Below are 22024 nucleotides of genomic sequence, written 5' to 3'. Positions count from 1 at the left end.
CGCGGCCGACATCCTCGACGGCGTGCTGCACAAGCACCGCACGCTCTACGATCAGCTCGACGGCGCCGGCGCGCATCCCGGCCTGAAATCGCTGGCCGATCGCGACCGCGCATTGATGCGCCGGCTGGTGTCGACCATCCTGCGCAAGCTCGGCACGCTCGGCCATGTGCTGTCGCGCCTGCTCGACCGCGGCGTCCCGACCGATGCGCCGCGCGCGCAGAGCGCGCTCCTGATCGGCGCCGCGCAGATCCTCTGGATGGACGTGCCCGATCACGCCGCGGTGGACCTCTCGGTGCGGCTGGTGCAATCGGACCGGCGTGCCGCGAAATATGCCGGCCTCGTCAACGCGGTGCTGCGTCGTTGCGCGCGCGAGGGCGCCGGCATCATCGACGAGGTCAAGGCCGAGACGCTCGACATTCCGCCCTGGCTCAACAGGCGATGGATCGCGCATTATGGCGAGGCGAGCGCGCGAGAGATGGCGCATGCTATCCTGCACGAGCCTTCGCTTGATCTCACGGTGAAGTCCGATGCCGTGCAATGGGCGAGCCGGCTGCATGGCGAGCTCCTCCCCACCGGGACCGTGCGCACGGTGCTGCAGGGATCGGTGGCCATGCTGCCCGGCTTTTCCGAGGGGCAATGGTGGGTGCAGGATGCGGCCGCCGCATTACCAGCGCGCCTATTCGGCGACATCAACGGCAAGCACATTCTGGACATCTGCGCCGCACCCGGCGGCAAAACTGCCCAGCTTGCGCAGGCCGGCGCGCGCGTGACCGCGATCGACCGTTCGCCGGCCCGCGTCGCGCGGCTGAAGGACAATCTCGCCCGGCTATCGCTTCCGGCGGAAGCGATCGTCGCCGACGCCAACGAATGGCAGGGCCCGGACGGAGGCTTCGACGGCGTCCTGGTCGATGCGCCCTGCACCGCGACCGGCACCATCCGCCGTCATCCCGATGTCGCCTGGCTGCGACAGGAAGCCGACCTCGCCGCGCTCAGCGCCTTGCAAAAGCGCCTGCTGCAAAAGGCCGCGCAGCTCCTGAAACCGGGCGGAATGCTGGTCTACTGCACCTGCTCGCTGGAGCCGGAAGAGGGCGAAGCGCAGATCGCCGCGCTGCTCGCGGCGGATTCGACCCTCACGCGCATCCCCATTGGGTCGAGCGAGGTTGCCGGGTTAACGGAAATCCTTAACGCCGACGGTGATTTGCGCACCCTGCCCTGCCACATCAAGCATGTTGACCCGCGTCTTGCCGGGCTTGACGGATTTTACGCCGCAAGGTTGGTTAAGGCCTGATTTTGACTTGCTTTTTCGTTCGCGCCGAGTTGATTCGCGCGCATTCAAGATGGTGCAGTTTCGCGTTTCCGGATTAAAAGGATTCGCTCCGATCCTCTCCCCCTTCAAGGCAAGGCGTGACAGCCGCTCAACGCAGACGCATTTCGACCCTGGTCATGGGCCGTTTCGCACGGAACGTGATGGCGCGCGCCAGCGGCGGCTCGGTGGCGCTGTCGCGGTTATGGCCGGGGCGGACCGACCGGCTGATCATCGCTCCGCATGACCTGCGCACGGCGGACGCCACCCGCGCTGCCGAGATCTATGCCGGCCGGTTCGTCTTCGCCGGCAAAATCGTGACCTGCCATGGCCGCTCGATCTTCGACCTGGAGCCGCCGTCGGAGGATTGGGAAGTGGCGCTGCTCGGCTTCGGCTGGCTGCGTCATCTGCGCGCCGCCGACACCGCGCTGACCCGCGCCAACGCCCGCGCGCTGGTCGACGACTGGATCTCCAACCCGAACAACAACCGCCCGATCGGCCGCCGCGCCGACGTGCTGTCGCGGCGCGTGATCTCGCTGCTCTCGCAAGCGCCGCTCGTGCTCGGCGATACCGACAGCAAGTTCTACCGCCGTTACCTGCGCGGGCTGGCGCGCGAGATGCGCTATCTCCGCTACACCATGCTCGATGTCCCGGATGGCGTGCCGCGGCTGCAGGTGTTGATCGCGCTGTGCTACGCTTCGCTCTGCCTTGCCAACCAGGCGCGGCATATCCGTGGCGCGAGCCGCAGGCTCTCCGATGAATTGCAGCGTCAGATCCTGCCCGACGGCGGCCACATCTCGCGCAATCCCGGCGCGCTGATCGATCTCCTGATCGATCTCCTGCCGCTGCGGCAGACGTTTGCCGCCCGCAACATTGCCCCGCCGCCGGCGCTGCTCAACGCCATCGACCGCATGATGCCGATGCTGCGCTTCTTCCGTCACGGCGACGGCACGATTGCGCTGTTCAACGGCATGAGCGGCACGCCGTCCGATCTGCTCGCGACGCTGCTCGCCTACGACGACACTCACGGCACGCCGATGGCGAGCATGCCGCATACGGGCTTCCAGCGCCTCGACGCCGGCGCGATGACCGTCATTGTGGACGCCGGCGTCCCGCCGCCGCCGAATGTGAGCCACGACGCCCATGCCGGCTGCCTCTCCTTCGAGCTGTCGTCGGGAGCGAGCCGCATCGTGGTCAATTGCGGCATGCCTTCGACCGGCCGCGACAACTGGCGCCCCTTTGCGCGCTCCACCGTGGCGCATTCGACGCTGACCTTTGCCGACACCTCCTCCTGCCGGTTCGTCGAGCTGTCGGCAATGAAGAAGGTCTTGCATGGCGCGCCGATCGTCAGCGGGCCGGCGGTCGTGGAGAATTTCCGCGAGGCGGTCACCGATGGCGTGCTGCTTTCCACCTCGCATGACGGCTACATCCCGCGTTTCGGCGTGATCCATCGCCGCGTGCTGATGGTCGCGCCCGACGGCACGCGGCTCGACGGCGAGGATTCGGTTTCGCCCGCTCCGGGCGGACGCATCAGGGGCAGCGACGCCAGCTACGCGCTCAGGTTTCATTTGCATCCGTCAGTGAAGGCGAACCGGCTTTCCGACGGCCGCGGCGTCATGCTGGTGCTGCCGAACCGCGACGTCTGGACCTTCGAAGCGCTCGACGACAAGGTCGATCTCGAGGACAGCGTGTTCCTGGCCGGCACGGACGGCCCGCGCCGCACCGCCCAGATCGTGATCCGGCAGGATGCCCGCCACGCTTCCTCGGTGCGCTGGAGTTTTGTGCGCTCGGCCACCTCGCCGTCCCAGACCAACGCCCGCCGCAACGCGCGCCGCGAGCCGGAACTGCCGTTGTAGCCGCCCCGGCTTGCCGGTCCTGCAAGGCGGCGATGCCGGATGTCGCCGTTGTGAACGTCGCCGAAAGCTGCTAACCACCCCTCGCTCGCGCGACTGGCGACTTTGGATGGAGCACCATCGGGAAGCGCGGGACCATCTGCCGCGCGCCTGGGCACCCCTTAAACAGAGGATCTTGCCCATGACCGATCATCCCCGACGTGTCACCCGCGCTCTCTTGTCCGTTTCCGACAAATCCGGCCTGATCGATTTCGCTCGCGCCCTTTCCGCCCACAATATCGAGCTGGTTTCGACCGGCGGCACCGCCAAAGCCATCGCCGAAGCGGGCTTGAAGGTCCACGATGTCTCCGAGCTCACCGGCTTTCCCGAGATGATGGATGGCCGCGTCAAGACGCTGCATCCCAAGGTGCATGGCGGCCTGCTCGCGATCCGCGACAATGCCGAGCATGCGCAGGCGATGAAGGCGCATGGCATCGCGCCGATCGATCTCCTCGTCGTCAACCTCTATCCCTTCGAGGCGACCGTCGAGAAGGGCGCCGATTTCGCCGAATGCATCGAGAATATCGACATCGGTGGTCCCGCGATGATCCGCGCCGCCGCGAAGAATCACGACGACGTCGCCGTGGTGGTCGAGGCGAGCGACTATCAGGCCGTGCTCGACGAGCTCAACGCCCATCAGGGCGCAACGACGCTCACGCTGCGCCGGCGCCTCGCCGCCAAGGCCTATGCGCGCACCGCCGCCTATGATGCCGCGATCTCGAATTGGTTTGCGGGCGAGCTCAACACCGAGGCGCCGGATTTCCGCGCCTTCGGCGGCCGGCTGATCCAGGCGCTGCGCTACGGCGAGAACCCGCACCAGAAGGCCGCGTTCTATCGCCTGCCCGATAAGCGCCCCGGCGTGTCCACCGTGCGCCAGCTTCAGGGCAAGGAATTGTCCTACAACAACATCAACGATACCGATGCGGCTTACGAGTGCATCGGCGAATTCGACCCCAAACGCACGGCAGCGTGTGCGATCATCAAGCACGCCAATCCATGCGGCGTCGCGGAAGGCCCGGATCTCGTCACCGCTTACCGCAGAGCCTTTGCATGCGACACCCAATCGCCCTATGGCGGCATCATCGCCGTCAACCGCACCCTTGATGCCGATGCAGCGCGCGCGATCACGGAGATATTGACCGAAGTCATCATCGCGCCGGATGCAACGGAAGAGGCCATCGCGATCATCGCCAAGCGAAGGAACCTGCGGCTCCTGCTCGCGGGAACCTTGCCCGATCCGCGCGCCATGGGCCTGACCGCCAAGACCGTCGCCGGTGGCCTCCTGGTCCAGACCCGCGACAATGCCGTGGTCGACGACATGGTGCTGAAGGTCGCGACCAGGCGCGCGCCGACGGAAAAGGAAATGCGCGACCTGATGTTCGCCTTCCGCGTTGCCAAGCATGTCAAGTCGAACACCATCGTCTACGCCAAGGATCTCGCCACGGTCGGTATCGGCGCCGGTCAGATGAGCCGGGTCGATTCCGCGCGCATCGCCGCGCGCAAGGCGCAGGATGCCGCGGCTGAGCTCAAGCTGGCCGAGCCACTGACCAAGGGCTCGGTCGTCGCTTCCGACGCCTTCTTCCCGTTTGCCGATGGCATGCTCGCCTGCATCGAGGCCGGCGCCACTGCGGTGATCCAGCCCGGCGGCTCGATCCGCGACGACGAGGTGATCAAGGCCGCCGACGAGCATGACATTGCCATGGTTCTCACCGGCACCAGGCATTTCCGGCACTAACCCGGTTCGGTCGCACCCAGTCTCATCACGCCTTACGGACTGATCGGTATGAGCGACGTCATCTCATCGCATGACGCCGAAACGGGCATCGCCATCAAAAATCTCATTTGAGATCAGGCCGGGGCGCTTTGGCATTTCATGCCCGCACAATGTAGCATCGCGGAAATCGTCCGAACCCGCGGTGCTCATGGATGTGGCCTCTCCGGTGTAGCCGTCGCCTGCTGCTGGCGGCCCTCGCAGTCTCATTTGTGCTTCCCGCGAGCGTACTGGCCCGGCACGCCTATGTGCCGCCGGCGCTCGATACCGTTCGCGCGGTCCACGCCGAGCACGGCCTGGTGGTGGCGCAGGAGAAGATCGCAGCAAGGATCGGCGCCGACATTCTGAGGCAAGGCGGCAACGCCATCGACGCCGCGATCGCGACCGGCTTTGCCATGGCGGTGACCTATCCGCGCGCCGGCAATCTCGGCGGCGGCGGTTTCATGATGATCCACCTGGCCGATCGCAACCAGGACGTGGCGATCGACTATCGCGAGACCGCGCCCGCCGCGACCACACGCGACATCTTTCTCGGACCCGACGGCAAGCCCAACACAGCCAAGTCGCGCGACTCCGCGCTCGGCATCGGCGTGCCAGGCACGGTGGCCGGGCTCGCGCTGGCGCTTGCGAAATACGGTTCCGGCAGGTTCACGCTGGCGCAGCTTCTCAAGCCATCAATCGCACTCGCGCGCGACGGCTTTGTGCTCACCGACGACATGGCCGACACCTTGCCCGATTGGTATCGGCGGCTCGCAAAATGGCCGGCCTCGGCAAAAATCTTCGGACGGCCCGACGGTACCTCGCTGCACGAAGGCGACAGGTTGGTGCAGACCGACCTCGCGGCAACGCTCACCGCCATCGCCGAACGGGGGCCGCGCGGGTTCTACGAGGGGCCGGTTGCGGAAAAGCTCGCGCAGGCCATTCGCGATGCCGGCGGCATCATGACCGCGAATGATCTGAAATCCTATTCCGCCGTTATCCGCGCCCCCGTGCACGGCACCTATCGCGGTTATGACATCATCTCGATGCCGCTGCCGTCCTCGGGCGGCACGGTGCTGCTGGAGAGCCTCAACATCCTCGAAGGTTTCCACCTTTCGGACCTCGCGCAGGGATCACCGGCCTCGCTGCATCTTCTCATCGAAGCGATGAAGCACGCCTATGCCGATCGCGCGCGTTATCTCGGCGATCCCGCCTTCGTCAAGGCGCCGGTCAATCTCCTGCTGGCGAAGGACTATGCGGCAAAACTGCGCGCCGGAATCGATCCGGAGCACGCGACGCCCGCGCAGCAGGTGATAGCGGCGCAACCGCCGCACGAAGGCAGCAACACCACGCATTTTTCCGTCGTCGACAGCGAGGGCAACGCCGTCGCCAACACCTACACGCTGAACTTCTCCTATGGCCTCGGCCTGGTCGCGGAAGGAACCGGCGTGCTGCTCAACAATGAGCTCGACGACTTCACCGCCGCGGTGGGCGCCTCGAATGCTTTCGGCCTGGTCGGCTATGAGGCTAATCTCCCGGGCCCTGGCAAGCGGCCACTCTCCTCGATGTCGCCGACCATCGTCGAGAAAGACGGCAAGGTGGTGCTGGTGACCGGCTCGCCCGGCGGCAGCCGTATCATCTCAACGGTCCTGCAGGTGATCGTCAACGTGCTCGACTATCACATGGACATCGCAGCCGCCGTTGCAGCACCGAGGCTGCATCATCAATGGCTGCCGGACGAGGTAAAGGTCGAGCCCGGCTTTTCTCCCGAGGTTCTGGACGGGCTGAAAGCGAGGGGCCACACCATCGTGCAATCGATGGGCTACTCCTCCGCCAATTCGATCATGGTAACGTCGAATGGATTGCTCGGCGCGCCCGATCCGCGCACCCGCGGCGCGGAAGCGGCGGTGCAGTGAGCCTCGGATTGTAGGGTGGGCAAAGGCGCGCGAGCGCCGCGCCCACCATCTGTGACTCCCCCTGCGACGGTGGGCACGCTACGCTCTGCCCACCCTACGACTACATGCACGGGAGGCTTCCCATGACCTCGCTCAAGGGCAAGACGCTGTTCATCACAGGTGCGAGCCGCGGCATTGGGCTCGCCATTGCGTTGCGGGCCGCGCGCGATGGCGCTAACGTCGCGATCGCGGCCAAGACCACCGAGCCGCATCCGAAGCTGAAAGGCACGATCTACACCGCGGCCGATGAGATCAGGGCCGCCGGCGGCAACGCGGTGCCGCTCGTTTGCGACATCCGCGACGAGGCGCAGGTGACGGCCGCGATCAACAAGACGGTGGCCGAATTCGGTGGCATCGACATCTGTGTCAACAATGCAAGCGCGATCAGCCTGACCAACTCGCAAGCCACCGACATGAAGCGGTTCGACCTGATGATGGGTATCAATACCCGCGGCACCTTCATGGTGTCGAAATATTGCGTGCCACACCTCAAGAAGGCCGAGAACCCGCATATCCTGATGCTGTCGCCGCCGCTCGACATGAAGCCGAAATGGTTCGCGAACTCGACTGCGTATTCGCTCGCCAAATTCGGCATGAGCATCTGCGTGCTGGGCCTGTCGGCGGAGCTGAAGAGCGCCGGCATCGCTGTCAACGCGCTGTGGCCGCGCACGACGATCGCGACCGCCGCGGTCGGCAATCTCCTCGGCGGCGACGCCATGATGCGCGCGAGCCGCACACCCGAGATCCTGGCCGATGCCGCCTACGCGATCTTCACAAAGCCGTCACGCGAGTTCACCGGGCATTTCTGCATCGACGACAAGCTGCTCTATGCCGACGGCGTACGCGACTTCGACCACTACCGCGTCGATCCGTCCGTAGCGCTGATGTCGGATTTCTTCGTGCCCGATGACGACATGCCGCCGCCCGGCGTCATCGTGCAGCCCCTGCCCTCGCTTAGCGGCGCCGAGAAGGCGGGGTAAAATCTCGCCGTTCGGTGAACGGAGCAATCGCCGCGACCAGTCACCCGCCGTCATTGCGAGGAGCGAAGCGACGAAGCAATCCAGGCTATTTCCGCGGAGACAACTCTGGATTGCTTCGCGGAGCTTGTCATCGGGCCGCGCGTTCGCGCCGACCCGTTGGCTCGCAATGACGCCGAGGGCGTTCCTTACCTACCCACCTGATACGGCCCGCCCTTCTCCAGCGCGCGTTTATAGGCCGGACGCGCATGGATGCGGTCGAGGAACGCCATCGCCTTGGGATGACCGTCCTCGAGCCCGCCGCGTGCGGCAGCGGCTTCCAAGGGAAAGCTCATCTGGATGTCGGCCGCCGTGAATTCATTGCCGGCGAACCATTCGCTCTTCGACAATTCCTCTTCCCAGAACGCCATGTGCTGCTTGAGCTGTGGATTGACCAGCGTGGTCAGCGCCTGGTTGGACACCTTGCGCACCAGCGGACGCAGCAGCGCCGGCGCGCGTCTCGGCATCAGCGTGAACAGGAGCTTCATCAACAGCGGCGGCATCGCCGAACCCTCGGCGTAATGCAGCCAATAGGTGTAGCGGAGCCGCTCCGGCGTGTTCGGCGGCGGGATGAAGCGGCCGTTGCCGTAGGTGCCGACGAGATATTCGATGATCGCGCCCGATTCGGCGATGGTGTTGCCGTTGTCGGTGATGACGGGCGATTTGCCGAGCGGATGGATTGCGCGCAATTCCTTTGGCGCGCGCATGTCGGGCTGACGCTGATAGCGCACGATCTCGTAAGGCGCGCCAAGCTCTTCGAGCAGCCACAGCACGCGTTGCGAGCGCGAATTGTTGAGATGATGCACGGTCAGCATGGATGTTGTCCCTCGGCGATTTCTTCGAGCGCGCTCCCGTAACAGCCAATTGCGCACTTAGCGATGCGGCAAGAGGCTTCCGTCGGCCGATTTATTTGCCCGGGTAATATTGACAGAGTAATTATACCCGGGTATTAATGGATTAAAGAAGGAGACTTCTCCATGTCCGAGACCTTTACCGCCTTCGAAGGCGAGCGCCGTCTTGCTTCTGGTCCGCTCACTGAGATCGCCCTGGCGATCAAAGGCACGACCCGGCCAGCCTGCGGTCCAATCGCGATTTTCAGCGACGCCACCGGCCGCGCCATCGATCTCGATCTGCGCGGCAGCGACGAAGGAGTGCTGGCACGGCTTCCCACGGCTCCCGGCGCAAGCCAGCCACCGACCGCAGGCGAATCACGTGGCCGCGGCCGGCCGAAGCTCGGCGTGGTCGCGCGCGAGGTGACGCTGTTGCCGCGGCATTGGGAGTGGCTCAACGCCCAGCCGGGCGGCGCGTCGGTGGCGCTGCGCAAGCTCGTCGAGGAGGCGCGCCGCGCCAATGGCGACCGCGACCGTCAGCGCGCCGCGCGCGAAGCCGCCTATCATTTCATGTCGGCGATGGCCGGCAATCTGCCGAATTTCGAGGAGGCTTCGCGCGCGCTGTTCGCCGACGACCGCCGGAAGTTTGTCGGCCAGATCGCGTCCTGGCCGGCCGACATCCGCGACCACGTCGTCAAGCTCGCCTACGCCGATCGTGCAGGCTAATTGATCGCTTGATCAGCCCCCATCGGTTTGTTTGAATGATAGCAATCATATTCAATAGCGATGCCGGAGGCCGCAGTGCACACCAATCCGCAATTCCTGTTCGATTTCGGCAGCCCCAACGCGTATCTGAGCCATGGAGCGATCCCGGCGATCGAGCAGCGGACCGGCGTCAAATTCGAATATGTGCCGATCCTGCTCGGCGGCATCTTCAAGGCCACCAACAACAAGTCGCCGGCGGAGACGCTCGCGGGCGTGAAGAACAAGCCGGAATTCATGAGGCTCGAGACCGAGCGCTTCGTCAAGCGCTTCCACGTCGAGCCCTATGTCTGGAACCCCTTCTTCCCCGTCAACACGCTGAACCTGATGCGTGCGGCGATCGCGGCTGAGCTCGAAGGCGTGTTCGAAGACTATGTTGCGGCGGCCTTCCATCACATGTGGCGCGAGCCGAAGAAGATGGACGATCCGGACGTCGCAGTGAAAGCGCTGAACTCGTCGGGCCTCGACGGTGCAAGATTGCTGGCGCGCGCGCAGGAGGCGGAGGTGAAGGCCAGGTTGATCGCAAATACCCAATCCGCGGTCGAGCGCGGTGCGTTCGGCTCGCCGACCTTCTTCGTCGGCAACGAGATGTTTTTCGGCAAGGAGCAGTTGCGCGACGTCGAGGAGCTGGTATCGGGCAAATTGCGAAGCGAGTAGCGAATGGCGAATAGGGACCAATAACCGCTATACTATTTGCTACTCGCCATTCGCCATTCGCCTGTCGCGGATCCAATAACAACAAAAGGAAATCATCCCATGCGAGTTCTCGTCGTCGGCGCCGGCGCCATTGGCGGATATTTCGGCGGCAGGCTGCTGCAGGCCGGACGCGACATTACGTTTCTGGTGCGAGAAAAGCGCGCGAGTGAACTCGCTTCGGCGGGCCTGGTGATCAGGAGCCCGAATGGCGACGTCACGCTGAAGAAGCCGCCGACCGTTGAGGCCAGCACGATCAAGGACAAGTTCGATGTGGTGCTGTTGAGCTGCAAGGCCTACGACCTCGACGACGCAATCAAGTCCTTCGCACCTGCGGTCGGGGCGCAGACTTCGATCATCCCGATGCTGAACGGCATGCTGCATCTCGACACGCTGGACCGCACATTCGGCCGTGAGCGCGTGCTCGGCGGCTTGTGTGCGATCGCGGTCACGCTCAACGCGCAGCGCGAGGTCGTCCAGCTTCAACCGATGCAGTCGCTGAATTTCGGCGAGCGCGACGGCACGATGAGTGATCGCGTCCGCGCGATCGCGGAGGTGTTTTCGTCCGTCAATGGCGCCGGCGCCAGCGCGCACATCATGCAGGACATGTGGGAGAAGTGGGTGTTCCTGGCCTCGATCGCCGCCTCGACCTGCCTGATGCGCGGCCCCGTCGGCGCGATCGTGGCCGCACCCGGCGGCAAGGATTTCCTGCTCGGCATCCTCGACGAATGCACCGCGGTCGCGAAAGCCGCGGGCCACGAGCCCGGCGGGCCGTCCTTCCAGCGTTTCAAGGGGCTTCTCACGGCCGAGGGCTCGCCGATGACGGCCTCGATGTTCCGCGATATCCAGGCTGGCGCGAAAGTGGAGGCCGATCACGTCATAGGCGACATGATCGCGCGCGCCGACGATGCGAAGATTCCGGTACCGAAGCTGCGCACGGCCTATACGCATCTCAAGGCGTATGAGACGTTGCGCGAGGCCAACGGCTGACGGCGCAAATGCTTCGTCGTCGCTGCGAACGCAGGGACGGCGGCAAAAAATATCCGCAAGTTACAAGTGCGCGAGATAACCCCGCCATGCTTCGGCTCGCGCTACTTGCTGTAGCTGATGCGATAGATCGCGCCGGCCCAGTCGTCGGCGACGAGGATCGAACCATCCTTGTTCAGGACGATGTCGTCGGGACGGCCAAGATAGCTCTGGTCGCCGTCGATCCAGCCGGACGCAAAGACTTCCTGCTTTGGATTCTTGCCATCCGGGCCGACCGTGATGCGGACGATGCGGCCACCCTGGTACTTGTGCCGGTTCCATGAACCGTGCTCAGCGATCAGGATGGAGTTCTTGTACGCGGCAGGGAACATGTTGCCGGTGTAGAACTTCATGCCGAGCGGAGCCACATGCGCGCCGAGCTTGAAGACCGGCGGCGTGAACTCCGAGCACTTGTGGCCCATCGCGAACTTCGGATCCGGAATGTCGCCCTCGTGACAATAGGGATAGCCGAAGTGCTCGCCCATCCGATCGATCATGTTGAGCTTGTCGGAGGGCGTGTCGTCGCTGAGCCAGTCGCGAGCATTTTCCGTGAACCAGTATTTGCCGCTGCGCGGATCGACGTCGCCGCCGACCGAGTTGCGGACGCCGAGCGCCCGGATTTCCGCGTTGCCGGTCCTGGGATCGACGCGGCGGATCTGCGAGACGCTCGTCGGCGGGATGCCGATGTTGAACGGAGGTCCGAACGGAATGTAGAACCAGCCGTCCTTGTCGACCGCGATATACTTCCAGCCATACACGGGGTAGGACGGCATGTCGTCATACACCACCTTGCCTTCGCCGAGCTTGTCGAGATTGTCCTCGGCGTTGTCGTAGCGGATCAGCTTGTCGACCGCGACGACGTAGAGTGCGCCGTCCTTGAAGGTGAGACCCGTGGGCATGTTGAGGCCCTTGAGGATGGTCCTGACCTCTCTCTTGCCTTTGTTGTCCTTGATCGCATAGACGTTGCCGAGGCCGAAGGAGCCGACGAACAGCGTGCCCTTGTCGCCCCAGGCCATCTGCCGCGCGGCCAGGACGCCCGACGCCCAGACCTCGATCTTGAAGCCCTTCGGCAGCGTGGCCTGGACTTTCTTGATCAGGGTCGCGAGCTCGGCGTCGGAAGCACCAGTCTGCGGACCGGTCGGCGGCGCCAGCCCCTTCTGCGCTTCGGTTTCATCGCCGAGGAACCAGTCATCCGGCGGGTGGCTCCAGAATTGCTTGTTGCCGGATTCATAGTGGTGCAGGGACTTTTGCTGCGCGACGGCATAGCTGCCGCCCGCGATCAGCCCGATGGCGGCAAGCGCAAGAACAGATCGATGCAAAGCCGATTTCATCGCATCACTCCCTATGCAGCCGAATGGCTGCGCGCGTTATTATTGGAGGTTTCGAGAGACGAACCCTTCGAGTCTGAACAGCTTCAGACAATAAAAATGTTAGCGCATCCCGAGCGGGAGAGAAGTGGAGCGAGCGAGAACCGAAGCAAGCGCCGCAAATCGTTTCTGTCGACGAGGTCGCGGCCGAGCTCGGCGAATGGGCGCGTGGCTATGGGCGCGACCAGCGGCTCAGCGGCGCAAAGGCGCGGTGGGAATTGGGCTGGCAGCCCAGGCACCTCGACGTGGAACGGGAGATTGCCGGGCTGATCTAAGAGCTCGCGCGAAATGCCCGCGATGGGACGTTGCGCTGCGGATTGGAAGGGAAATCTGGAGCGGGCGAAGGGGCTCGAACCCTCGACCCCGACCTTGGCAAGGTCGTGCTCTACCACTGAGCTACACCCGCATCCGAAGAAAAGTTGGCGACAACAATCCGTGCCGGCAACCGCAGTCGTATGCCAAATGCGCAGCCCGAATGCAACAGTCAGGCCGCGGCCAAGAGGCGGAAAAATTGCCTGATATCAGGGCCAAAGCTGCCGAATTGGCCAGGAACCCCACTCGAACGGCCGTCAGGCCTGGGCGACAATAGGCTTCCTGCCAGCCCCGCGGGCAAGCGCGCTTCGCAGGGATTCGAGCCATTGGCCGAACCAGCCGCGGAGTGTGGCGCAGAGCTCCTCGCGGGAGGCCTCTTCCGCATCGAAATCCGCCCACCATTCGGCAAAGGCGCCATTGCCATCGACGATTTCCCTGATCTGCAATGTCGCCCGAAACCCGGTGACCGGCAGCGAGGGCGATCCGCAGAATTCGTAAGTTTGGGACCGCTCGACATCGGACAGCGCAAGCAGCCGCTGCCGGATATGCCGGCCCTTGTAATGCACGCTCCTGACCGCGCCGACAGCGTCGCCGGTCTTGCCGTCCTCGATTTCGCTTTCGCCGGCGCCACCGACCCAGACCGGGTAATTGTTGAAATCGCGGATGATTTTCCAAACCACCGCGGCCGGCTCGCGGAACACGGTGCTGTAATAGGCTCTGGCCATGGAAACCTCTTTGTTTCGACTGCGTTTGCCGGACAGCATGGCGGAAGGGTGCTCCTTGCCGCCACCCGATCTCCGACTTGAGCGAGCCTTCCCGAGCCGATTGAAATTTCCGCCCAAACCGCCACTTAAGGAACCGAACTTCTGAAAACGCCGCCCGGGCTATGCTAGAAGGGCCCGAAATTCAGGGACAAGCGGACGAGGACCCCGTGACGATCGTAGAACAGGGCAATGGAGCGGCGCCGGCTTCGGCGCCCGATCTGATCAAGGAAACCACCACCCAGACCTTCATGAAGGACGTGATCGAGGAGTCCCGGCGTCAACCGGTCTTGATCGACTTCTGGGCGGAATGGTGCGGCCCGTGCCGCCAGCTCACGCCGATGCTCGAAAAGGCCGTCCAGAACGCCAAGGGCAAGGTCAAGCTCGTCAAGATGAACATCGACCATCATCCGGCGATCCCGGGCCAGATGGGCATCCAGTCGATCCCGGCCGTGATCGCTTTCGTGAACGGCCAGCCCGCCGACGGCTTCATGGGCGCGATCCCGGAAAGCCAGGTCAACGCCTTCATCGAAAAGCTGACCAAAGGCGTCACGGCGCCCGGCGAGCCCAATATCGCCGAAATCCTGCAAGAGGCCGAAGCGGTGCTCGCCGAGGGCGATCCCGCTGCGGCCGCACAGATCTATGCAGAGGTGCTGGCGCACGACGCCACCAATATCGCCGCGCTCGCGGGCCTGGCGAAATGCTACGTCGCGACCGGCGCGATGGACCAGGCCAGGAAGACGCTGGCCATGGTGCCGGAATCCAAGCGCAACGATGTGGCCGTCAAGGCCGTTCAGGCCGCGATCGATCTTGCCGAGCAGGCGCAGTCGGTCGGGCCGGTCGGTGAGCTTGAGCAGAAAGTCGCCGCAAACCCGCGCGATCATCAGGCGCGGTTCGATCTCGCGACTGCGCTGAACGCGACGGGCAAACGCGGCGAGGCGACGACTCAACTGCTTGAGATCATCAAACGCGACCGCAAATGGAACGACGACGGCGCGCGCAAGCAGCTCGTGCAGTTCTTCGAGGCGTGGGGCGGAGCCGATGAAGCCACTATCGAGGGACGCAAGCGGTTGTCGACGATCCTGTTTTCGTGAGCCGCATGATCCGGAAAAAGTGTGCAGCGGTTTCCGACAAGATCATGCGAAAAGCTGAAGCTGACGACTGGAAGAGCGCCTTGAGATTGCTTGAGCGTGGGACAGCCTGACTTCGGGGACATTCATGCCGATCAACGCCGAATATCGCGGGCCGGCCGACCTTCCCGAGGTGATTGCCGTGTTTCCCCTGCCTGGTGCGCTCTTGCTGCCGCGCGGCCAAATGCCGCTGAACATCTTCGAGCCCCGATATCTCGCGATGGTGGACGACGCGCTGCGTGACGGCCATCGCCTCATCGGCATGATCCAGCCCGACGTCACGCATTCGCCCAATGAGACCCAGCCGGTGCTGTTCCACGTCGGTTGCGTCGGGCGCATCACCCAGCTCGCCGAATCCGGCGACGGCCGCTATATACTCGAGCTCACCGGCATCTCGCGCTTCAAGGTTGTCGAGGAAATGAGTGTGCTCACCGCGTACAGGCAATGCAAGGTCGACTACTTCCCGTTCATCGACGATTTCACGGCGCGCAAGGGCGAGGATGCCGTCGACCGCGAGGCACTGCTCGAGGTGCTCACCGATTTCCTGAAAGCCAACGACCTCAAGGTCGATTGGGAAGGCGTCGAGAGCGCGCCGAACGAAGCGCTGGTCAATGCGCTCGCAATGATGTCGCCCTATGGGCCCGCCGAGAAACAGGCGATGCTGGAAGCGCCCGACCTGAAGACCCGCGCCGAAATCCTGATCGCCGTCACCGAGATGGATCTCGCCAAGAAGCGCACCAGCGGCGACCCGCCGCTTCAGTGACGCCGCAGGCGTCATTCCGGGATGGTCCGAAGGACCAGACCCGGAATCTCGAGATTCCGGGTTCGCGCTACGCGCGCCCCGGAATGACGGTTCAAGCTATCAGAACGTCACGCTGAGCCCGCCGGAGACCTGGTTGCTGTTTGCGTGCTCGCGGGCTTCGCCGTGCCAGCGGACGAAACCTGTGAGCCAGTTGGTCAGCGACGCATAGACGCCGACCTCGGCATAGCCACCGGCGCCGCCGGCGGGCGCGCTCTGCGCCAGAGCCGGCGCGGTGAAGATCTGCGCGTCAAGCGCGGTGACCGGCGCAGTCTGATAGAGGAAGCCGCCGGAGACGCTGGCCGTCAGCTTCATGCCGCGGTCGGTCGTCACCGTGCGGGTGACGGTCGGGCCGACCGTGAAGCGGAAGCGATCGACCCATTGCCGCGGCACGTTCAGGGCAAAGCCCATCGGCGAGGTGAGCCTGGTGCCGTCGAACAGCATATGGGTGAAGGCGGCGGTCGCCGTCGGCGCGATATCAAGGCCGCGATAGTGGAACGTGTAAGCCAGCGATCCGCCGCCGAGCAGGCTGGTGGCGTTGCTGCCCTGGTTGACGATACCGCTGCCCATCTGGAAATCGTGATGCAGCGCGACGCTGGAGATCGCAACGCCGCCATAAGCCGCGGCCAGCAGCGGCCCTATGGTGCGCTTGCCATAGGCCGTCACAAGATAATGATCGCCGGAGCCGGAGTCGGTGCCGCTGGCATCGGTATGGGCAAAAGAGGCAGCGATGCCGAACAATTGCCCGGGCTTCACTTCGCCCTCCAAGCCGGCGATGAAGCCGGTGATATTGGCCGAGCCGCCGGCGATGCCGGCCGAGGTGCTGGTCATGTTGTTCTGATAGAACACCGAGCTCCACCAGTGACTGGGCTCGATCGCCGGCCGCGACGCCGGCGCGGCGGACGCGGTGGCGGATACGCCGGTCGTGGGGCCGGCGCCTGGGCTCGCGATGCTGTTGTAGGCCGAATAGAAGTCGCGGCCGGCGCCATTCACCGACAGCGAGAGATTGTTGAAGCCCGCCGTCATCGGGCCGCCGATCAGGTGATCCTGCAGCGCGGTCTGAAACGCATCGAGCGTATCGAGCGCGTTGGCAACCCCGCGCGCTTCGCCCTCGGCCGAAAGCCCTGTGAGCACCGGTCCGAGCTCGGCCGGCGGCAGAAGATAGAGCGCGTTGAACGCGTTCTGCAGCGTGGTGTTGGTGGAGACGGTGCCGGCGGCGGGCCGCAAGTCGTCAAGCGCGGCACCGACATTCTGCTGGTTGGCGCTCCAGACCGATCCCTCCGGCGCAATGCGATAGAAGGAGGGCGTCGTCACCAGATCGACGGCGGTCGATCCATAAATGGTATCCATCCGCAAGTCAGACGGCAGCCCGCTGTTGCTGAGATCGACTCCGGCAAAGGTGCCGGAGACGCCGCCGCTGGCGCTAGCGATCAAAAATTGCTGGCCGAGCGCGGGCGTGAAGGTGTTGGTGGCGCTGCCGCCGATGTCCCGGAAGAAGGGCGACAGCGTGCCGCCGAGGTTCAGCGCCGCTCCATCAACCACTATTTGCGAGTAGGTGCCGGGTCCTCCGCCGGTGCCTGTGCCGTCGATGGCAAGCCGCAGCGTAGAACCGGAGGCCAGTGTCAGCGGCGAGGTGAAGGTCAAGACGCCCGGTCCGGGCGCGCCCGGCGACAGCGTTCCGAACACCGTCGTCGGCGCTGCGATCTGCCCGTTGCCCGACAGCATGCCGCCGGTGGCGATCTGCAGCGACGTGCCGCCGAGCGCGCCATCGACCTGAAGGGTGCCTGCGCCCACCGTGACATTCTGGAAGATGCTCGTGTCTTCCAGCGCGAGCACGCCGGAGCCGATCTTGGTCACCGGGCCCTGGGCGATCCAGAGTCCGTTTGCGGTCAGCGTGTTGGCGCCGACATCGATGGTGCCGCCATCGATGCCGAACGTCACGGTGCGCGCGGTCGAGAAGGATGACGTGGCGGCGAACGTGCCGGCATCGATGCCGATCTGCCCCAAGGGATTGCCGAGTGCGCCATCGAAACCGACCGCGAGCGTGCCGCCCAGGATGAAGGTGCCGCCGAGATAACTGTTGTTGGCGGTCAGCGTCAGCGTGTCCGGTCCGCTCTTGTTCAGGGCACCTGGACCCGAGATCACGCCCGACCAGGTCGTATCTGCCTCGGCATCGAAGGTACCGGCGGCATTCAGCGCGAGGCTTCGCGCCGAGGTCACCGGCGCGTTGAACTGCAGCGTGCCGCCGTTGAAGGTCACGCCGCCTTGCGGCGCGCCGAGATTGGCGTCCGCGGTGATGGCGACGACGCCGGCGTCGATGATGGTGCCGCCGGCATAGGTCGGCGCGCCCGACAAGGTCAGCGTGCCCGTGCCGAACTTCTCCAGCGCGCGGCTTCCGGTCAGGCGTGAGGCGTCAGGCGCGGAGTCGTTGTTGGCCTTGCCGAACCAGAGCTCGGTTGCGTCGGCAAAATAGCTCGTGACGTCATAGAGGATATAGACGCCGCGGCCGTAGAGGGCTGCGACCATCGTATCGACATCGGAATAATAGTTCAGGCCGTAGACGACGACGTTGGGCAGGCCCTGCCCGAGATTGATCCAGTTCACATTGGCCGCGAACGGCGCCTCCGTCTCGATGATCGAGCCTTGTGAGCCGTCCGTGGTGACGCCGCCGACCGCCAGCGCACGGACGCCGTTGATGGCTTGACCAGTGTAGCTGTCGGCGATGTAGGCGAGGCCTGCCGGGTTCACGAAATTGGCCGGCAGGGTCAGCGTCCGCAGCGTACTGCCGGTGTTAGTGGTCGCGTAGACATTGTGTATGTCGGTAATGAAGAACTTCTTCTCGGTCAGGGGATCGAACAGGACCCCGATGGGATTGTCGGCTCCGTTGTTGACGACGGCATTGTTGTAGGATGTCAGCAGATTGTTGTTGACGTCGATAGGAGTTCCGGCGCTGGCCTGCGCCTGCGTTCGCAAGAAAACGCCGTACCCGCCTCCCGCAAGCGCCCCACCTGCGAGGATCGCATCCGGCGCATCCTGCGTGCCATAGGCGAGTTTCTCGGTCCAATCGGTCTTGGTAAAGAGATTGCTGCCTGCAACTGGATGGACGGTACCGGCGCCGGCCGTGATATCGGTGATATCGATGCTGCCGGAGAGGGCCGCGCCCGGATCAGTCCAGGTATAGAGCCGCGTCGTCCTGAACAGGAGCTTGGTCGGATCCACTGCATTGACCGCCACCGCGGGGCCGTTGATGGTGTGATCATATGTTGCAAATCCCTCGCCTGCGGTGCCCGCGACGTCGATGGTGAGAAGCGTCGGCGGCGTCGCGGTCGAGAGATTCTGGTTGGCAAAGACGCGCGCCAGGCTTCCATAGTCGGCGGTCGCATACAGGATCGAGGGACCCGTGTTCTTGTAGTTGACGGCGACGCTGAAGCCGTCGCCGGGCAGCGTGTTTTGCCAGGCAACGCCGGTCTTGATCTGTCCGATCACGGCATTCGGCGGCGAGACCGAAGCGCCGTTGTCCTGCACGCCAACGCCAAGCCGGCCGGTCTTTGGGTCCATCACCGCCTGGTACGCCTCGATCGCGCGGATCGGGCTGCCGTCGGAGGCCGCCCCGCCAAAGGCACTCCAGGTCCCATTCGGGCTATTTGGATTGTTCAGGACGTAGACGCCGCCATCATCGGTGGTCAGCAGATTGCCCTGCGAATTGAAGGAAAGCGATCGCGTATCCGGATGAGGCGCGGTGCTGAGTCCCGGAAAGCTGATCGCCGTGTAGGTCGCCAGCTTCGTGGTGGGATCATAGTTGACCCGGATAAGGGTCGCGACCTCTGAAGTGGCTTCGCTTGGGAAGATGCCGTCGCCGGCAATATAGGCGACGCCCTGCTGCTTGGGGTCGGCGATAACCGCAAAATCCGTACTGGCCTGTTTGTTGGCCCAGAGAATGCAGCCGTTCGGCCCTACGCACGTTCCAGAGGGAGTGGTGAAGGCTGCTTCACCAAGATTGTACCAGACCGGTGACGTGCCGGGCGTGAATTGTGGGGTGTAAAACACGACGGCCGGCTCATATGTGGTGCCCGTCTGAGCCACCACCACGAACAGCGAACCTCCTGGTCCTGCGGACACTTTCATGTTGAGGGTATTGCCGCCAGGGCCACCGGAGAAGACGAGATTGCTCGGGTTGAGGGAGTTGGTCGCCTGCACCACTGTCCCTGCCGAGAGCAGGGTGGTCCAGCTTGCGCCCTCGTCGGCGCTATAGAGGATTGCGTTTTGCGTTTGATCGGTCACACCGCGCGCGGCGATCAGCACGTTCTCGTTGTTGACGTTGGCGCTGATCAGGTTGGTGACTTCGGCGCCGCTGCCGAAGCTCGGCACCGCCGAGAAGATGTGGCCTCCGTCAGTGCTGCGGAACAGACCGCCTGCGTTGGAGTCCCCATTGTGTCCTTCCGAGCAGCACGTCGCGACCACAATCACGTTGCCCATGGCGATGATGTTCTTGACGGACTCCGCCGTGCCATAACCGGTCGGCGAAATGGCCTGCCAGGTGTTACCGCCGTCGGTCGACTTCAGGATCGTCGACGCCGGTGTGTCGTTCACAGCGCCGCCGCTGTAATAGCCGCTAGCAGCATACATCGTCTTGCCGGTCGGATCGGCGGTGTCGATCGTGATCGCGCCGATCGCAAGCGTGGGCTGATGATCGGTGGTCGGAGTCCAGGTCACGCCGCCATTGGTGGTCTTCCAGATGCCGCCGGAGACGGTCGCCACCCAATAGGTGTTCGGATCGGTGGGGCTCTGCAGGACGGCGTTGGCCGCGCCATAGACCGGATCGCCTTGCGCATCCATGCCGTAGACGATGGTGTTGCTGTTCGCGATCCCAGGCGTTGGTGCGGCGGTGTTCGTCGAGGTAAAAGGTCCGGCTTCGACCCACTGCGCACTGGCTTGCGTGGATAGCAACGCGCCGAACGCCAGCACTGCTGCCGCCAACACACGCGCGCAAAACCTCGCCGTGGACGCAACGCCGCCACGCTTACGCACTTCACACCCCCAACCGACGCCCCATCTGACGCCACCAGCCTAGCCGGCGTTCTCGACGGTCAAATGAACGCTTCTCGTGGACCTCGCCCCTTGCCTCGCCCGGTCGACGAACGGGAACCTATTTTGCTGCCGCAGCGCGGTCCAGTTCCGCACGGTTGTGGACGCAACGAATGGTTCGCCGCGTTGCGCAATTGCAACATCGCCAGGGCAACTGCCGTGAGATTGAGCAAGCAGGCGCGTCTCAAGCGGGCGCCGGCTTCGGCGATCGCCCTGAACATCTCCGGATCGAGCGCCTTCATCTTGTCCGCCTGATTCAAGCGGACGTCGGCGACACCATTGTCGATGGTCAGCCGGATGCGATCAGCCATGAATAATCTGCTCCTGGCTCGTCGTGCGGCTAATATCCCGCCACCGCCATCACCGCGGCGGCGCCGAGCACCATCCAGCCGAAATGCCGGCCGCGGTTGCCAACCGCATTGCCGATGGCGCTGAAGGCCAGCACGCCAGCCGACGTTGCGACGATCCAGTGCCTCGCCGCCTCGGAGGCCATCGAGGGCGCGGCGATCAGCAATACGCCGCCGGCGATCCAGGCGATCGTCGGGATCTGCCAGACGAAGCGGAACAGCGTGCGCAGGCGTTGCGGCTCGATAGTCACGCGCGGAAATATCTTTGCTTCCGACAGCACGCCATGGATCAGCGCGGCGATAATCGCCACGACCCCCGAAATCTGCAGCAGGATGTCACGCATCGGAGTCCTCCATACAGTACTGTATGGTCGTAGATCACGCGCTGGCGCCTGTCAATACAGCAGTGTATGGTTGCTGCCACATGACCGATCAACTTTCCGCGCGGGCCTGGATTGACCAGGGCCTAAAGACTCTTGGCAAACAAGGTTTTTCCGCGCTCAAGGCCGAGCCGCTGGCCAAAGCCATGGGCGTCTCGCGCGGCAGCTTCTACTGGCATTTCGCCGATATCGGCGCGTTCCACGCCGCAATCCTGAAAGCCTGGCGCGAGGTCGCGGCCGAGGCGATCATCGCCAACGTCGAGGCGGCTGCCGACGGCGAAAACGCCCTTGTCCTGCTGCTGCGCCGGGTGTTTTCGGAGAGGCTAGCGCTAGAGCGCGCGGTGCGGAGCTGGGCGGCGTTCGATGCCGCGGCAAGGAGCGCGGTGCAGGCGATCGACCGGCGACGGCTCGATTATGTCGAGGGCCTGATCCGCGCCCGTGGCGTTGCGCCCGAGAAGGCGCAACTGCGCGCGCAAATCCTCTATTGGGCGTTCCTCGGCTATGCGTTGTCGGACAAGCCGCTCACCAAGGAGCAAGCCGAGGCTGTTATCGCGGAACTGGTCGCTATCGCCACCTTATGTTGATCGCCGTCTCGTGCGCTGATGTGCTAAAGCGT

General features: G+C 64.3%; 18 protein-coding genes, 1 tRNA gene and 1 riboswitch. Of the genes, 11 read left to right on the top strand and 8 right to left on the bottom strand.

Features of this window, described 5'->3' with window-relative positions; all coding sequences use genetic code 11:
• The 3 genes from VKR55_RS15715 to purH form a co-directional block, all read left to right on the top strand.
• The coding region (locus tag VKR55_RS15715; RefSeq protein WP_324404821.1) for an RsmB/NOP family class I SAM-dependent RNA methyltransferase at nt 1–1288 on the top strand (1288 nt) is incomplete at its 5' end.
• Nucleotides 1289–1443: 155 nt separating this feature from the next.
• Nucleotides 1444–3159 (top strand): heparinase II/III family protein, encoded by a 1716-nt coding sequence (locus VKR55_RS15710; protein WP_324404820.1) that lies wholly within the window; start codon nt 1444–1446, stop codon nt 3157–3159.
• Nucleotides 3160–3238: 79 nt separating this feature from the next.
• A riboswitch (ZMP/ZTP riboswitch) is annotated at nt 3239–3319 on the top strand.
• Nucleotides 3320–3337: 18 nt separating this feature from the next.
• Nucleotides 3338–4930, top strand: coding sequence for a bifunctional phosphoribosylaminoimidazolecarboxamide formyltransferase/IMP cyclohydrolase (gene purH / locus VKR55_RS15705; RefSeq protein ID WP_324404819.1), 1593 nt, complete (start codon nt 3338–3340; stop codon nt 4928–4930).
• A 63-nt stretch (nt 4931–4993) separates the two neighbouring features.
• On the opposite strand, the gene VKR55_RS15700 is transcribed toward purH, so the two are convergent.
• Complete coding sequence (locus VKR55_RS15700) at nt 4994–5119, bottom strand: hypothetical protein (RefSeq protein ID WP_324404818.1); 126 nt, start codon at nt 5117–5119, stop codon at nt 4994–4996.
• Between the two features lie 2 nt (nt 5120–5121).
• Here VKR55_RS15700 and ggt point away from each other — a divergent pair, with 2 nt between their 5' ends.
• Together ggt and VKR55_RS15690 are read left to right on the top strand one after the other, a co-directional pair.
• On the top strand, nt 5122–6861 hold the full coding sequence (gene ggt, locus VKR55_RS15695) for a gamma-glutamyltransferase (RefSeq protein WP_324404817.1): 1740 nt from the start codon (nt 5122–5124) through the stop codon (nt 6859–6861).
• 122 nt (nt 6862–6983) lie between these two features.
• Nucleotides 6984–7880: an SDR family oxidoreductase gene (locus VKR55_RS15690; RefSeq protein WP_324404816.1), complete on the top strand. Its 897-nt coding sequence runs from the start codon at nt 6984–6986 to the stop codon at nt 7878–7880.
• A 185-nt stretch (nt 7881–8065) separates the two neighbouring features.
• Here VKR55_RS15690 and VKR55_RS15685 read toward each other — a convergent pair whose 3' ends face one another.
• Nucleotides 8066–8731, bottom strand: a complete 666-nt coding sequence (locus VKR55_RS15685) for a glutathione S-transferase family protein (protein ID WP_324404815.1) — start codon at nt 8729–8731, stop codon at nt 8066–8068.
• A 162-nt stretch (nt 8732–8893) separates the two neighbouring features.
• Between VKR55_RS15685 and VKR55_RS15680 the strand changes: the two genes are divergently transcribed.
• The 3 genes from VKR55_RS15680 (at nt 8894) to panE (ending at nt 11191) form a co-directional block, all read left to right on the top strand.
• Nucleotides 8894–9472 (top strand): DUF2239 family protein, encoded by a 579-nt coding sequence (locus tag VKR55_RS15680; RefSeq protein ID WP_324404814.1) that lies wholly within the window; start codon nt 8894–8896, stop codon nt 9470–9472.
• Between the two features lie 75 nt (nt 9473–9547).
• On the top strand, nt 9548–10165 hold the full coding sequence (locus tag VKR55_RS15675) for a 2-hydroxychromene-2-carboxylate isomerase (protein ID WP_324404813.1): 618 nt from the start codon (nt 9548–9550) through the stop codon (nt 10163–10165).
• Between the two features lie 99 nt (nt 10166–10264).
• Nucleotides 10265–11191 (top strand): 2-dehydropantoate 2-reductase, encoded by a 927-nt coding sequence (gene panE / locus VKR55_RS15670; RefSeq protein WP_324404812.1) that lies wholly within the window; start codon nt 10265–10267, stop codon nt 11189–11191.
• 101 nt (nt 11192–11292) lie between these two features.
• On the opposite strand, the gene VKR55_RS15665 is transcribed toward panE, so the two are convergent.
• The 3 genes from VKR55_RS15665 to VKR55_RS15655 all read right to left on the bottom strand — a co-directional run bounded on the left by VKR55_RS15665 (nt 11293) and on the right by VKR55_RS15655 (nt 13631).
• The gene (locus VKR55_RS15665) at nt 11293–12558 is read right to left on the bottom strand and encodes a PQQ-dependent sugar dehydrogenase (RefSeq protein WP_324404811.1); all 1266 of its coding nucleotides are present in this window, start codon (nt 12556–12558) and stop codon (nt 11293–11295) included.
• Between the two features lie 367 nt (nt 12559–12925).
• Nucleotides 12926–13000: transfer RNA gene (locus tag VKR55_RS15660), tRNA-Gly, on the bottom strand.
• A gap of 163 nt (nt 13001–13163) precedes the next feature.
• Nucleotides 13164–13631 carry an SRPBCC family protein gene (locus VKR55_RS15655; protein ID WP_324404810.1) on the bottom strand — a complete coding sequence of 156 codons (468 nt, stop codon included), beginning with the start codon at nt 13629–13631 and terminating at the stop codon, nt 13164–13166.
• Nucleotides 13632–13837: 206 nt separating this feature from the next.
• Between VKR55_RS15655 and trxA the strand changes: the two genes are divergently transcribed.
• Both trxA and VKR55_RS15645 read left to right on the top strand, forming a co-directional pair.
• Nucleotides 13838–14761, top strand: coding sequence for a thioredoxin (gene trxA, locus VKR55_RS15650; protein ID WP_324404809.1), 924 nt, complete (start codon nt 13838–13840; stop codon nt 14759–14761).
• A gap of 124 nt (nt 14762–14885) precedes the next feature.
• On the top strand, nt 14886–15560 hold the full coding sequence (locus VKR55_RS15645; protein WP_324404808.1) for an LON peptidase substrate-binding domain-containing protein: 675 nt from the start codon (nt 14886–14888) through the stop codon (nt 15558–15560).
• A gap of 99 nt (nt 15561–15659) precedes the next feature.
• Here VKR55_RS15645 and VKR55_RS15640 read toward each other — a convergent pair whose 3' ends face one another.
• From VKR55_RS15640 to VKR55_RS15630, 3 genes are all read right to left on the bottom strand, one after another.
• On the bottom strand, nt 15660–20573 hold the full coding sequence (locus tag VKR55_RS15640; RefSeq protein WP_324404807.1) for an autotransporter domain-containing protein: 4914 nt from the start codon (nt 20571–20573) through the stop codon (nt 15660–15662).
• 110 nt (nt 20574–20683) lie between these two features.
• Nucleotides 20684–20992, bottom strand: a complete 309-nt coding sequence (locus tag VKR55_RS15635; protein WP_324404806.1) for a hypothetical protein — start codon at nt 20990–20992, stop codon at nt 20684–20686.
• Between the two features lie 29 nt (nt 20993–21021).
• The gene (locus VKR55_RS15630; RefSeq protein ID WP_324404805.1) at nt 21022–21372 is read right to left on the bottom strand and encodes a hypothetical protein; all 351 of its coding nucleotides are present in this window, start codon (nt 21370–21372) and stop codon (nt 21022–21024) included.
• A gap of 80 nt (nt 21373–21452) precedes the next feature.
• Between VKR55_RS15630 and VKR55_RS15625 the strand changes: the two genes are divergently transcribed.
• Entirely contained in the window at nt 21453–21992 is a 540-nt protein-coding gene (locus VKR55_RS15625; protein WP_324404804.1) for a TetR/AcrR family transcriptional regulator, read from the top strand.
• Nucleotides 21993–22024: the final 32 nt, after the last annotated feature.

The organism is Bradyrhizobium sp. (assembly GCF_035309285.1).
Lineage (GTDB): Bacteria > Pseudomonadota > Alphaproteobacteria > Rhizobiales > Xanthobacteraceae > Bradyrhizobium.
This window is presented reverse-complemented; position numbering and strand designations above follow the sequence as displayed.

Bases quoted from the DNA above. Each gene is read 5' to 3' on its own strand.
- VKR55_RS15700 (WP_324404818.1), bottom strand. From the start codon at position 5,119: ATGAGCACCGCGGGTTCGGACGATTTCCGCGATGCTACATTGTGCGGG.
- VKR55_RS15710 (WP_324404820.1), top strand. From the start codon at position 1,444: ATGGGCCGTTTCGCACGGAACGTGATGGCGCGCGCCAGCGGCGGCTCG.
- VKR55_RS15685 (WP_324404815.1), bottom strand. From the start codon at position 8,731: ATGCTGACCGTGCATCATCTCAACAATTCGCGCTCGCAACGCGTGCTG.
- VKR55_RS15625 (WP_324404804.1), top strand. From the start codon at position 21,453: ATGACCGATCAACTTTCCGCGCGGGCCTGGATTGACCAGGGCCTAAAG.
- ggt (WP_324404817.1), top strand. From the start codon at position 5,122: ATGTGGCCTCTCCGGTGTAGCCGTCGCCTGCTGCTGGCGGCCCTCGCA.
- panE (WP_324404812.1), top strand. From the start codon at position 10,265: ATGCGAGTTCTCGTCGTCGGCGCCGGCGCCATTGGCGGATATTTCGGC.
- VKR55_RS15690 (WP_324404816.1), top strand. From the start codon at position 6,984: ATGACCTCGCTCAAGGGCAAGACGCTGTTCATCACAGGTGCGAGCCGC.
- purH (WP_324404819.1), top strand. From the start codon at position 3,338: ATGACCGATCATCCCCGACGTGTCACCCGCGCTCTCTTGTCCGTTTCC.
- VKR55_RS15680 (WP_324404814.1), top strand. From the start codon at position 8,894: ATGTCCGAGACCTTTACCGCCTTCGAAGGCGAGCGCCGTCTTGCTTCT.
- VKR55_RS15645 (WP_324404808.1), top strand. From the start codon at position 14,886: ATGCCGATCAACGCCGAATATCGCGGGCCGGCCGACCTTCCCGAGGTG.
- VKR55_RS15635 (WP_324404806.1), bottom strand. From the start codon at position 20,992: ATGGCTGATCGCATCCGGCTGACCATCGACAATGGTGTCGCCGACGTC.
- VKR55_RS15665 (WP_324404811.1), bottom strand. From the start codon at position 12,558: ATGAAATCGGCTTTGCATCGATCTGTTCTTGCGCTTGCCGCCATCGGG.
- VKR55_RS15655 (WP_324404810.1), bottom strand. From the start codon at position 13,631: ATGGCCAGAGCCTATTACAGCACCGTGTTCCGCGAGCCGGCCGCGGTG.
- VKR55_RS15630 (WP_324404805.1), bottom strand. From the start codon at position 21,372: ATGCGTGACATCCTGCTGCAGATTTCGGGGGTCGTGGCGATTATCGCC.